At 43.6% G+C, this 12,795-nt stretch carries 16 protein-coding genes and 1 tRNA gene; 1 reads left to right on the top strand and 16 read right to left on the bottom strand.

The window, feature by feature from the left end; genetic code table 11:
* Positions 1–32: 32 nt before the first annotated feature.
* The 16 genes from B9T20_RS04740 to tpiA all read right to left on the bottom strand — a co-directional run bounded on the left by B9T20_RS04740 (position 33) and on the right by tpiA (position 11,599).
* Entirely contained in the window at positions 33–518 is a 486-nt protein-coding gene (locus B9T20_RS04740) for a pilin (protein ID WP_094490036.1), read from the bottom strand.
* A 26-nt stretch (positions 519–544) separates the two neighbouring features.
* Positions 545–1,081, bottom strand: a complete 537-nt coding sequence (locus B9T20_RS04735) for a pilin (protein WP_094490035.1) — start codon at positions 1,079–1,081, stop codon at positions 545–547.
* 57 nt (positions 1,082–1,138) lie between these two features.
* Positions 1,139–1,585: a pilin gene (locus tag B9T20_RS04730; RefSeq protein WP_094490034.1), complete on the bottom strand. Its 447-nt coding sequence runs from the start codon at positions 1,583–1,585 to the stop codon at positions 1,139–1,141.
* 144 nt (positions 1,586–1,729) lie between these two features.
* On the bottom strand, positions 1,730–2,671 hold the full coding sequence (gene holB, locus B9T20_RS04725) for a DNA polymerase III subunit delta' (RefSeq protein WP_094490033.1): 942 nt from the start codon (positions 2,669–2,671) through the stop codon (positions 1,730–1,732).
* Positions 2,668–3,279, bottom strand: coding sequence for a dTMP kinase (tmk, locus tag B9T20_RS04720; RefSeq protein WP_094490032.1), 612 nt, complete (start codon positions 3,277–3,279; stop codon positions 2,668–2,670). The genes holB and tmk overlap by 4 nt, the downstream gene beginning before the upstream one ends.
* A 2-nt stretch (positions 3,280–3,281) precedes the next feature.
* Complete coding sequence (gene mltG / locus B9T20_RS04715) at positions 3,282–4,358, bottom strand: endolytic transglycosylase MltG (RefSeq protein WP_094490031.1); 1,077 nt, start codon at positions 4,356–4,358, stop codon at positions 3,282–3,284.
* Positions 4,358–5,599 (bottom strand): beta-ketoacyl-ACP synthase II, encoded by a 1,242-nt coding sequence (gene fabF / locus B9T20_RS04710; protein WP_094490030.1) that lies wholly within the window; start codon positions 5,597–5,599, stop codon positions 4,358–4,360. The genes mltG and fabF overlap by 1 nt, the downstream gene beginning before the upstream one ends.
* Before the next feature lie 123 nt (positions 5,600–5,722).
* The gene (acpP, locus tag B9T20_RS04705) at positions 5,723–5,962 is read right to left on the bottom strand and encodes an acyl carrier protein (protein WP_094490029.1); all 240 of its coding nucleotides are present in this window, start codon (positions 5,960–5,962) and stop codon (positions 5,723–5,725) included.
* Between the two features lie 103 nt (positions 5,963–6,065).
* Positions 6,066–6,800, bottom strand: coding sequence for a 3-oxoacyl-ACP reductase FabG (fabG, locus tag B9T20_RS04700; protein ID WP_094490028.1), 735 nt, complete (start codon positions 6,798–6,800; stop codon positions 6,066–6,068).
* Between the two features lie 13 nt (positions 6,801–6,813).
* Positions 6,814–7,527, bottom strand: a complete 714-nt coding sequence (gene zapD, locus B9T20_RS04695; RefSeq protein WP_094490027.1) for a cell division protein ZapD — start codon at positions 7,525–7,527, stop codon at positions 6,814–6,816.
* Positions 7,528–7,530: 3 nt separating this feature from the next.
* Complete coding sequence (gene coaE, locus B9T20_RS04690) at positions 7,531–8,160, bottom strand: dephospho-CoA kinase (RefSeq protein WP_094490026.1); 630 nt, start codon at positions 8,158–8,160, stop codon at positions 7,531–7,533.
* A complete protein-coding gene (locus tag B9T20_RS04685; RefSeq protein ID WP_094490025.1) occupies positions 8,157–9,086 on the bottom strand; it encodes an A24 family peptidase in 930 nt (309 codons plus the stop codon). The genes coaE and B9T20_RS04685 overlap by 4 nt, the downstream gene beginning before the upstream one ends.
* Positions 9,086–10,303: a type II secretion system F family protein gene (locus B9T20_RS04680; RefSeq protein ID WP_008315339.1), complete on the bottom strand. Its 1,218-nt coding sequence runs from the start codon at positions 10,301–10,303 to the stop codon at positions 9,086–9,088. The genes B9T20_RS04685 and B9T20_RS04680 overlap by 1 nt, the downstream gene beginning before the upstream one ends.
* Positions 10,304–10,328: 25 nt before the next feature.
* Positions 10,329–10,413 (bottom strand) — tRNA-Leu (locus tag B9T20_RS04675).
* Positions 10,414–10,483: 70 nt separating this feature from the next.
* Entirely contained in the window at positions 10,484–10,831 is a 348-nt protein-coding gene (gene secG / locus B9T20_RS04670; protein WP_063503272.1) for a preprotein translocase subunit SecG, read from the bottom strand.
* A gap of 15 nt (positions 10,832–10,846) precedes the next feature.
* A complete protein-coding gene (tpiA, locus tag B9T20_RS04665) occupies positions 10,847–11,599 on the bottom strand; it encodes a triose-phosphate isomerase (protein ID WP_094490024.1) in 753 nt (250 codons plus the stop codon).
* Between the two features lie 149 nt (positions 11,600–11,748).
* On the opposite strand from tpiA, the gene B9T20_RS04660 reads away from it, so the two are divergent.
* Positions 11,749–12,795 carry a rod shape-determining protein gene (locus B9T20_RS04660; RefSeq protein WP_199415223.1) on the top strand — a complete coding sequence of 349 codons (1,047 nt, stop codon included), beginning with the start codon at positions 11,749–11,751 and terminating at the stop codon, positions 12,793–12,795.

Genomic DNA, 12,795 nt, shown 5'->3' with positions numbered 1-12,795 from the left:
AAATCTAGAAAGTAACCTTATTACGGTACTGATTAATATTTTGTAGGTGCATTAGTTGCTTGATCACGGCAGTTAGATGGTAACCATTTTTTAAGTACAGTAACTTCCTTATCTTTTGCAGAACACGTCCATGTCACTGAACCTGCTGCTGCATTTGGCACTAAAGTGATAATTTTACCATCAGCTACTTTTTTACCATATTTAATCGTAATTTTCGGATCTGTATTTAAACCATCCTTAACTTCCGTAGCACTAACTGTAATGGATGTTACAGAATCACCACTTGAAATATCGGTGTCAGTTGGTAAACCTGCAGCTGTATTATTTAATGGCCAATTGGCTTCTGAAGAGTAATATTCTGTGACAGCCATTTTTGCTGCAGAGGCTAAACCTAAACCTTCTGCAACGTAGGTGCGTTTTGTGTAATCTTGGTATGCAGGCAATGCAAACATAGATAAAATACCGATGATCGCAACAACGATCATCAACTCAATTAATGTAAAACCTTTTTGTAACATATTAAATTCCTCGATTATTGATATTATTATGCCGTTGGTACTTTTTCACGACAATTACTTGGCAACCATTTGAGCTCTAATCCAGTTTGCTTAATACAAGCCCATTCAATTGAGCCCGTTGTACTACCATCAACTGGTGCAATCACCAATGTCCCTAGTTCCGTACCTGCGACAGCTCCATCAGCAGGAACCGTATTCGTTTTCTCAGCAACTTTTTGATTATAAAAAATAACGATGTTTGTCACATCTTTACCTGCTGCCGCACCTTTGGTTGAACCTGAGTTTGCATAACCTCCACCCACTAATCCAAGTCCTTCTACAGATTGTCCTTTGATCTTGTCCGGCGCTGGCAAACCAGCCTTTTCATTTGTGAGTGGCCATGATGCTTCAGAGGCATAATATTCTGCTGCTGCCATTTTTGCAGGTGCGGCTAAGCCTAAACCTTCCGCTACGTAGGTACGTTTTGTGTAATCTTGGTATGCAGGCAATGCAAACATAGACAAAATACCAATGATGGCAACAACAATCATCAACTCAATTAATGTAAAACCTTTTTGTAACATCTCTTATTCCTTATTTTTAAATAAAATGAATTGAAAGTTCAATTTCATATCAAATATTTATTTAACTTGATCACGGCAGTTAGAAGGTAACCATTTTGTTTGTACATTCGTACCTGTTTTGTCACACACCCAAGTCACTGAACCTGCTGCTGCGTTTGGCACTAAAGTAATCTTGCTATTATCCTCCACTTTTTTACCATATGTGACGATCAATTCTGCTTTTTCACCATCATCTGACTTTAATTCAACAGATTTTACTGAATCACCACTTTTGATCTGAGCTTTATCTGGCAAACCTGCTGCAGGATTATCTTTTGGCCATTTAGCTTCTGAAGAGTAGTATTCAGTAGCAGCCATTTTCGCAGCAGAGGCTAAGCCTAAACCTTCCGCAACGTAGGTACGTTTTGTGTAATCTTGGTATGCAGGCAATGCAAACATAGATAAAATACCGATAATCGCAACAACGATCATTAACTCAATTAATGTAAAACCTTTTTGTAACATAACGACTCCTAAATAAATTAGTTTAAAATTAATATTAGCCTGTCAGACATGCTTTTAATAAAGCACAAACCATGCCAATAATATATTTTATATTAATATCAATAGGATAAAAATGTAGCAACTTAATCTCTGCTATATTTTGGTTTAAGGGGTGACAAATTTTGTCAACCAATCTTCAATGAGCCATTCTTGCTTTACGGTGGTGCTCGATAAATTCATCAAACGGACGAAATCATCATACAGTACCATCAATTTTTGGGGTGCCATTGCGCTGAGCCCTGCGATGTTGCCTTGCCCTTTTAATGCCTGTGAAAGCCACAAATGAATGGCCAAACTGGCCAGCGCCCAATTTTTTGTCATGATCTCCACAAGCTCGGAATTGTCGATGGGCTGCTGCGTAAATTTGGCAAACTGCTTTTGCAGCGTTGTCAGTGTTTCTAAACCATCACTCGCTAACAAGGCTTTGGCTTGTAACGGGCGATGATGGCTCAATGCCATCGCTTGCTCAATGGCATGAGGCGCGGCATCCGGCACATTTGTGCGCAACCAATCCAACGCCAAAGCGGGATCATTGAGCATCAATGGCAAACGTTGGCAGCGACTTCGGATGGTGATGGGCAGTTTTTTGGGATGATCACTCACCAAAATGAGGTAGCAGCTTGGCATTGGCTCTTCTAACGTTTTTAAAAGCGCATTGGCCGCATTGACATTCATCTCATCGGCATTGTGGATCACGATCACTTTGCGCCCCGTTTCACTGGTCATTTGCGCGAATTGAATGAGCTGACGAATTTGGTCAATCTTAATTACTTGGCTTTTTTCTTCTGTCATCACGGCTAAGTAATCCGGATGATTGCCGCGCTTTAACCACACACAACTTTGGCACTGCCCGCACGGCTCATGATGGGTGCGATTTAAGCACAACATGCTTTGTGCCACATCTTCAGCAAACTGTTGTTTGCCAATGCCTTGCTCACCGAGTATCAACAGAGATTGCGGAAACTGCCCATGATCATAACGCGCCATTAACTCGGCTAAGGGCTGATCAAACCATGGCAATGCATGAAACGAAAGGGCTTGACTCATAGCAGCGGTTGCAACTGTTCTGTGATTTGCAAAGTGATCTCATCAATGCTTAATGCAGCATCAATGCGTTTAAATTGTGCTGGTCGCTTTGCGGCTTGCTCAGCATAGCCACTGCGCACTTTGTCAAAAAAGCTCATGGCTTCTTGCTCAAAGCGATCAAGCGCATGACGTTTTTCCGCACGCGCCATGCCTTTGGCCACATCAATGTCAAACCACAATGTGCAATCTGGGCGCAATGTGCCTTGCAGCCAATCTTCTAAATAGGCAATGCGTGCCACATCAATGGCGCGTCCTGCGGCTTGATAAGCGTAAGTTGCCTCTGTGAAGCGATCACACAAAACCCAATCGCCACGCGCTAATGCTGGCCCAATCACCTGTTCAATGTGCTCTTTACGCGCAGCAAACATAAGCAACAGCTCAGTTTCTGCCGTCATCTCATCATTTAATAATAAACCGCGAATCTTTTCAGATAAGGGCGTGCCGCCCGGCTCTCTTGTGGTGATGACGGTTTTACCGTGCGCCTCAAGCCAAGCTTTGAGCAATGGAATTTGCGTGCTTTTGCCCGCGCCTTCCGTGCCTTCAAACGTAATGAAACGTCCTGTTTGCATGTTTAATTTCCATTATTTAAGCGCGCTCGATAATTGCGAACCGCTTGATTGTGCTGTTCTAACGTTGCGCTAAAGACATGTTCGCCCGAACCATCGCCTTTGGCCACAAAGTAAAGACTATTGCCCTCTTTAGGGTTAGCAGCAGCATAAACGGCCGCAACACTTGGCATGGCAATGGGCGTTGGCGGCAAACCATTACGTGTATACGTGTTGTATGGCGTATCGCGCTGAAGATCGCTGCGGTAAATCGTTCCGCGATAGCGATCACCTAAACCATAAATCACCGTTGGGTCCGTTTGTAAACGCATGCCTTTTTGTAAGCGGCGCACAAAGACGCCAGCAATTTCTGGGCGCTCATGGGCAACGCCTGTCTCTTTTTCAATGATGGAGGCAAGCGTTAATAATTCATGTTGATTGTTGATGGGCAAGTCTAAATCACGCTTGTCCCACACTTGATTGACAAACTGCTGCATGGATTCATAACTGCGTTTTAAAAGCTCAACATCCGTATACCCACGCGGAAAGAGATACGTTTCCGGCATGAAGTAACCTTCATAAGGTTCACCTTTATGGCCAATCAATGTCATGATTTCATCTGGTGATGCATCTTTTGGAATGGTTTGCACAATGTTTGGATGATTGATCATCGCATCGCGCATCTGTTTAAAGTTCCAACCTTCCACCAACGTAAAGCTGTATTGCATACTGCGCCCTTTGATGACATTTGTCCAAAAGTCTGCTGGTCGCATTTGATCGGTGATCTCATATTCACCAGCTTTAATGTCACTGAGCGTGCCCGTTAAGCGGCCATAGATTTTAAGGAAATTTGGATCTGTCGAAGGGATTTTCGCTTTTAATTCACGCAATAATGCATCGCTGTTCATGCCCGGTTTCACTTCCACCAAAACAGGCGTTTCGGTGGTGATCATGGGCGTTTTCATGTACGTTAAAAAGTTGTACCCAAATTGTGCGAGCCACAAAAAGAGCCCCACAAAGACCGCCAATAAAATGGCGCGCGAGAGCACATATTTAACGATGAACAGCAATGCTTTTTGAAGATAATGCAACAGTGATGCCATTAATCTTGCATCCTAGAGAAGATCAAGGTGCCATTTGTGCCGCCAAAGCCAAAGGAGTTGGAGATGGCCACATCAATTTGACGTGCTTGAGCAGTGTGCGGCACTAAGTTTAAGTCGCACCCTTCATCTGGGTTGTCTAAGTTAATGGTGGGCGGTGCAACATTGTCACGGATGGACAAAATGGCAAACACCGCTTCAATCCCGCCGGCAGCACCCAATAAGTGACCGGTCATGGATTTTGTTGAGCTCATGGCCAATTGATACGCATGCTCACCAAAAATGGATTTCACAGCGGTTAATTCTGCCATGTCACCCAATTTTGTGGATGTACCGTGCGCATTGATGTAATCAATGGCATCAGGGTTCATTTTTGCATCGTTCAATGCCATTTGCATACAACGCGCTGCGCCTTCACCGTTTTCCATGGGGGATGTGATGTGATAAGCATCACTTGTGGCACCAAAGCCCACCAATTCACAGTAAATGCGTGCACCGCGTTTTACAGCATGTTCATAGGATTCTAAAATGATGACGCCCGCACCATCGCCAAGCACAAAACCATCACGGTCTTTGTCCCAAGGGCGCGAGGCTTTTGTGGGTTCATCATTGCGAGCAGATAAGGCACGCGCAGCGGCAAAACCACCGATACCTGTTGGGGTTGTGGCCATTTCTGCACCACCTGCGATCATCACATCGGCATCTCCATACGCGATCATGCGCGCCGCTAAACCAATGGAATGTGTTCCAGAGGCACATGCCGTCACAGCGGAAATGGAAGGGCCTTTAAAACCAGTCAAAATGGATAATTGACCGGGCAACATATTAATGATTGAACGTGGCACATAAAAAGGACTGATTCGATTCGGGCCTTTTTTCAATAAAGTTTCGCAGTTATCTTCAATGCCGGGCAAGCCACCAATGCCAGAGCCAAGCATTGCACCAATACGATCTGCATTGGCATCTGTGATTTCAAGACCTGCATCTTTAATCGCATCCACAGCCGCGCCAATACCATATTGAATGAATAGATCCATACGTTTGGCATCTTTCGGATTCATGTATTTTGAAACGTCAAAATCTTTGGTTGATGCCGAAAAAGTGACCGGATACCCTGTTGCATCAAATGCAGTAATGGGTGCAGCACCACTCACTCCAGCTAAAATATTCGTCCAAGCCGATTCCACAGTATTACCCAATGCAGAAACGATGCCTAAGCCTGTGACAACTACTCGCTGTTTCATAACCGATTTCCTTAATGTTTATATGATAAAAAAATAGAACGGTTTCATAAAACCTTTGAGTCCTATGAGAACCGCTCTATCGACAATTCTGACCAGATTATTCAAATTATGACATTGAATAAATTATTTATCTAAGTTTGCTGTCACGTAGTCAATCGCTTGTTGAACTGTTGTGATTTTTTCAGCTTCTTCATCTGGAATTTCACAATCAAACTCTTCTTCAAGAGCCATTACCAACTCAACTGTATCTAAAGAGTCCGCGCTTAGATCATCAATGAAAGAAGCTGAATTTGTGACTTGATCTTCTTTCACTTGAAGTTGTTCCATAACAATCTTCTTAACACGTGCTTCGATATCGCTCATAATTTTAAAAATCCTTAACTTAATAAAAAATATAGGTATCAAATTACCAAATTGTATTTTAGAAAAAATGTTGCACAAAGTCCAAGACTTTTTCAAGTCTGCACTATGGCATGTACATTCCGCCGTTCACATGGATCGTTTCGCCAGTGATGTAACCTGACTCATCCGCCACTAAAAACTTCACTGCATTGGCAATATCTTCAGGTTGACCGAGCATATTCATTGGAATATTTTTGAGTAATGACGTTTTCACTGCTTCAGGCAGATCTTTTGTCATATCGGTGTCAATAAACCCGGGTGCGACACAGTTTACCGTAATGCCACGGCTCGCAACTTCAATGGCCATGGATTTTGTAAAGCCGATTACACCTGCTTTTGCCGCTGCATAGTTCGTCTGCCCAGCATTGCCTGTTACACCCACGATGGAGGTAATGTTCACAATGCGGCCAAAACGCGCTTTCATCATATCGCGCATCACTGCTTTCGATAATTTATAAATACTGGTTAAGTTAGTCGTGATCACATCAGACCAATCTTGGTCTTTCATTCTCATGAGTAACTGATCTTTTGTGATGCCTGCATTGTTCACCAATACAGAGATCGCGCCATGTTTTTCGGTAATGGCTTTTAATACTGCATCAATGCTTTCGCCATCTGCAACATTCAATACGAGTGCATCCCCATTGTCACCTAAAAAACCTTGAATGGTTGCCACACCGTTGTCCGATGTTGCTGTGCCCACCACAAAGTAGTTAGCTGCCACCAAAGCTTCGGCAATCGCTTTACCAATCCCGCGAGTTGCGCCTGTTACCAATGCAATTTTCTTTTCTTGACTCATAAAAAAACCTCTATTAACCACAACGTTCAACCACCATCTCTAAATCCTCTTTGACTTGTGTCACAGGATCAAAAGGTGATGCTTGTTCCATTAATCGAATGCTCAATTGTTGTTTATTCCCACTGAATTCTGGGTAGATCATTCGATCGCCCATGTCCACGCGCACCAATTCAGCGTCCCATTTTACCGTTTTGTAAAATAGTCCTTGTTTAAAATGGCACACTTCTTGATCTGACAACGTACGCAACATCGATAAAACATAATTCAATGCTTTTTCTGTGGGCGCAAACTGGGCAAACCAACGATCCATGTGCTCTAAACGCAATCCGTGTTCAAAGCGCAACCAATGATGAAGATTAGGCAAATCAAAGGCGCCTAATCCTCCCGTCATTTTCAAACGCTGACGAACCACATTTAAAAAGATATTCTCTTTGACCTCATCAAAAGCTTTGACGCTGCCAAACACTAAATCTTGACTGAGCTCTTTCATCTCTTGACGCTGTGCATCATTAATCTCTTCTTTATACTGCAAACGATCTAACTGCTTGATCATCTCAATTTTTAAATTATTTTTCGAGATCACTTCCACTAAATCCACCAATGCCGACAATGCTGCAATCGTGCTAAATGGATTGTCATACTCAATGTGCGACTGGCTCTGTTTAAACAGCATCTCCGCACGCAACAAACGGCGAACACCCTCACTGAGAGGAAATTCATAAATCATAAATCATGTCACCCTATTCTTAGATGGTGCTAGACTATACTGTTTATCTAACTGTTTCAATACTTTTTGCGTATATTGAGCATTCGTATTAATGATGATGGTGTTCGCTAAAGCGCGGCGTGCTTGATTGCTCGGTTGGGAATCAATGATGCGTTTTGCCAAATCTGCATCAATGTGATCACGCGCCATGACGCGCTGAAGTTGTGTGTTTTCATCCACTTCCATCACCAGAATTTGGTCAGCAAGCGCCACATATGGCGAGCCTTCATGCAATAAAGGCACCACCACTAAATCATACAAGCCATCGCCTTTGCCTAAAAGATCCTGAACGCGCTGGAAAATCAGTGGATGCATAATGCCTTCAAGCGTCGCTTTATGCGCGGGATCACTGAAGATCAACGCGCGCAGTTTCACGCGGTCAATCTCGCCATCTTTAAAAATTGCATCACCAAAGGCATCTTTAACGGCTGTAAGAGCGGCGTCAGAATAGGGATTGCCATCAACTGTTAATAATTGGCGCGCAATGACATCTGTATCAATCACATGAGCATTAAGGGCACCTAAATCATTCGATGCCAATGTTTTGCCAGAAGCTATGCCACCCGTTAAAACGATGATCTGTCGATCCATCATGAGGCAAGATAGAAAAAGGTGTGCGGCTCAATGCCAAAGAGCACAATCAATAGAGCTGCGAGCGCTAAGAATGGACCATACGGGATCATGCGGTTTTTAGAGATCATCATCACCACAATGCCAACCACTGCGCCACTGATGGAGGAGAGTAAAATCACATTAAAGAGATTGCCTAAACCCAGCCATGCGCCAAGGGCGGCCAATAATTTAAAGTCGCCATTGCCCATGCCATCACGGCGCAAAATGAGGCGCGCCACTTGATTGATGAACCACAAAGAGAGGTAACCGACGATTGCACCTAAAAAAGCTTCCTTGAAATCCACCTGAATCCAACCAAAAAAGCTCGATAATAAGCCTAGCCACATCAAGGGTAAGGTCAATTGATCCGGCAATACGTAGAATTTTAAATCAATCAATGAGAGCGTCATTAAAATCCACATAAAAAAGACAAAGAGCGCGCCATTTAAATCTAAACCCGTGACGTAAACCACCGCAACCGTCAATAATCCTGTCAAAAGCTCCACAAGTGGATATTGCACAGAAATGCGCGAATGGCAGCCTGAGCATTTGCCCCTTAAAAAGAGCCAGCCTAAAACAGGAATGTTTTCATAGGCGCGGATTTTGTGGCCACAGTTTGGGCAGCTTGATGCGGGCGTGGCTAAATACAATAATCCTTTAGCCGGTAATACATCGTGTTTTGTTAAGAGTTGATCGGCATTTTGACGGGATAAAATGCGATCTAAAATGGGAATGCCACTTTTAAAGCGATCGGACTTGGCCGCTTCTTCACGCAAAAAACCTGAGATCACACGATAATCTTGATCAAACAGAATTTTGGGCAAACGATAGGCAACAACATTCAAAAAGCTGCCAATGGCAGCTCCGAGAATAAAAATTAAAATGAATAAGGGGATTTCTGCTTGCACTACATACCTTCAGCCATACTAAAGAGCGGTAAATACATCGCCACAACAATACCACCCACGAGCGAACCTAAAATCACGATCAAAATCGGTTCAATCATTGACATCATCGCGCCCACAGCATTGTCAATGTCTTCCATGTATAAGTTCGAGACTTTATTTAACATCTCAGACAAGTTACCGGATTTTTCGCCAATGCCCACCATATAGCTCACCATGTCGGGGAACATTTTTGATTGACGCATCGCAAAGTTCAGCTCTTGGCCGATGGAAACGTTCGCATTAATTTTCTCAATCGCTTCTTTAAAGACTGAGTTACTTGTTGAGTCTGCAACCGTTGTTAATGCTGCAATCATCGGTGTACCAGCTTCATACATCGTTGCCAACGTACTTGCAAAGTTTGCGCTGTTAGATAAAACGATTAAGTTACCAAAAATGGGCAGTTTTAACACCACTTCATCGAATTTACGTTTAAATTTAAGATTGGTACGCAGTAAACGTTTAAAGAGATAAATGAAAACGCCAATGCCCATCAAGGTATAAATAAAGCCCCACGAGCGAATCCCTTCTGAGATGTTCACCACAAATTGTGTTGCCCCTGGCAATTCTCTGCCCTGCTCTTTAAACATGTCCGCAAAAACGGGCACCACTTTCCATAAAATTAAAGCGGTGATGCTCAACGCGATAAAAATCACGATCGCAGGATAGACCAGAGCTTTTTTGATGGTTTTTTTGATGCGGCTTGATTTCTCTAAGAAGTCTGCCAATTGCGCTAAGATGATTTCAAGCGTCCCTGAACGCTCACCTGCGGCCACTAAGCCCACATAAGTGCGATCAAAGATAAAAGGATGTTTTGCTAAAGCGTTCGACAAGCCGCCACCGCGATCAACGTCGGTTTTGACTGTATATAACAATTCACTTAAAGCAATTTTAGATGCACCTGAAGCCTGCATAGAGAGTGCTTCAGATAATGGTAAACCTGCTGCCAACATCGTCGCCAATTGGCGCGTGAAGAGCATAATGTCATCGGGCTTAACTTTACCGCCCTTACCTTTTTTGACTTTAGCTTTGACAATTTTGAGTGGCTGAATGCCTTGGGCATTTAACAGAGATCTCACCTTAGTGGGAGAGGCTGCTTTTAAAACACCTTCAACACGATTACCTAACTTATCACGACCAACCCAATTATAGTCGACTTCTTTTCGATTATCTAAAGCCATAGGTTTCCATTCTTTATTAGTATAATGGTACCGACGCCCGGACTTGAACCGGGAAGCCTTTCAGCACTACCACCTCAAGGTAGCGTGTCTACCAATTCCACCACGCCGGCAATTAACTCAAACAGTATATATTAATTTTTCTATTTGTCTGCATAATTAATGCGCGATTTGCACATTAATTTATTTTGTTGAATTTTCTACAGGATCAACAGAAGGAACAGACAGATCTTCAATCGTTGGCACAATCGATACAGCTGGCACATCTAACACGCTCTCGCCTTCAATTGTTGCCTTTTTACCATACAAAACCATCATGGAAAAACTGGTGAGGAAAAACACCACCACTAACCATTTTGTCATGCGTGCTAAAAAGTTACTTTTACCGGCAGCGCCAAATACTGTACCAGAAGCTCCGCTACCAAAAGCCGTTCCTGCGTCTGCGCCTTTGCCGTGTTGAATCAAAACCAATCCGACAATACACAAAGCCACAATAACGTGAATCACTGTAATGATTGTTGTTAATACCATATTAAACCTTCAATGTTACTCAACACTTCGAATAATTTGTGAAAATGCATCTGGTTTCAATGAAGCGCCGCCCACTAACACGCCATCAATATGACTCATGGCCATATATTGTGCGGAGTTATCAGCCGTGACACTTCCACCATATAGAATACGTAAAGAATCGCGAATACTATCACTTTTGCCTGTTAATGTACAGAAAATAAACGCATGCACTTCGTTGGCAATCTCTGCGCTCGCTGACTTGCCTGTGCCAATTGCCCAAACAGGTTCATACGCCACCACAACATTGTTAAACGCTTCGATACCAATGAGTTTAACCACGCTTTCAAGCTGCGCTTCGATCACGCTTTTCCAAGCATCGCTTTCGCGTTCTTCAAGGGTTTCGCCCACACATAAAATCGGGGTTAAACCATTTTTAAGGGCAAAATCAACTTTTTCTGCCACAATCTCATTGGTTTCACCAAAGTATTGACGACGCTCTGAATGCCCCACCAACACATATTGGCAACCAATGTCTTTGAGCATTTTGCCAGAGACTTCGCCGGTATAAGCGCCTTGATCAAATTTTGCTAAATTTTGTGCACTGAGCTGAATGTTGCTCTCTTTTGTCCACAAAGCCACTTGTGGCAAATACACAAAAGGCGGCGCGATCACCACATCGTGATTGCTTTGATCAGCAGCATCTTTAATGCCATCGACGATGGTTTGCGCGAGTGCAACGTCGCCATTCATTTTCCAATTTCCTGCAATCAACTTTTTCTTTTTCATAAGGCACCTATACATGTCTATTTTTAAAAGCCACTGTATGTTACTGCATTGTCACATTTTTTTATAGCCCCATAGGTTTATATTCCCTCAAAACCATGTAAAATGGGCACCTTATTTTTATTTTCCTGATGGCAGATGGACAAATTATGATACCAAAACGACTAAAGTCACTCTTCTCTTGTGATCTTTCAATCGACCTCGGAACAGCGAACACACTCATCTATGCTCGCGGACAAGGCATCATTTTAAATGAGCCGTCCGTTGTGGCAATGGAAAAAGATAAAAAAACAGGCCGTGAACGAGTCGCCGCTGTCGGCCATGAAGCCAAACGCATGCTTGGCAGAACCCCTGATGGCATCGATGCATATCGCCCATTAAAAGATGGCGTGATTGCAGACATCGAACGCACAGAGGACATGCTCGGCAGCTTCATCAATCGCGTATTGCACAAACGTGCCTTCATCAAACCGACGCCACGCATCATTGTTTGTGTTCCATCAGGCGCAACCCATGTTGAAAAGCGTGCCATCAAAGAAGCCACAGAAGCATCGGGCGCCATTGATGTTAAATTGATTCCTGAACCGATGGCTGCAGCCCTCGGCGCTGGCATTCCCGTGCATGAAGCCACAGGCTCCATGATTTTAGACATCGGCGGCGGTACATCTGAAGTGGCGGTGATCTCATTAACAGGGATTGTGTATGCCAACTCCATCCGCATTGGTGGTGACCATTTTGATGAAGCCATCATTCAATATGTGCGTCGCAACTATGGCATGCTCATTGGTGAACCAACCGCTGAACGCATCAAACAAGATGTGGGCACCGCCTACCCACTCAATGAAGTGCTAGAGACACAAGTGCGTGGCCGTAACTTAAGTGAAGGCATTCCACGCACCTTTACTTTAACGTCCAATGAAATTTTAGAAGCCTTGATGGAACCATTACAAGGCATCGTCAGCGCGGTGCGTTTAGCCCTTGAGCAAACGCCACCTGAATTGGCCGCAGACATCTCAGAGCGCGGCATTGTCATCACAGGCGGCGGCGCCCTGCTTCGCAATATTGATAAGTTAATTTCAGAAGAGACCGGCTTAGATGCCCTCATTGCTGATGATCCATTAACTTGCGTTGTGCGTGGCGGCGGTAAAGCGCTAGAAATGCAAGGCATGTATGGTTTAAACGCATTTGCACTTGAATAA

Source organism: Wohlfahrtiimonas sp. G9077, from assembly GCF_002252155.1.
Classification (GTDB): domain Bacteria; phylum Pseudomonadota; class Gammaproteobacteria; order Cardiobacteriales; family Wohlfahrtiimonadaceae; genus Wohlfahrtiimonas.
The sequence above is the reverse complement of the archived record's forward strand: the minus strand, read 5'-3'. Positions and strand labels throughout refer to the sequence as shown.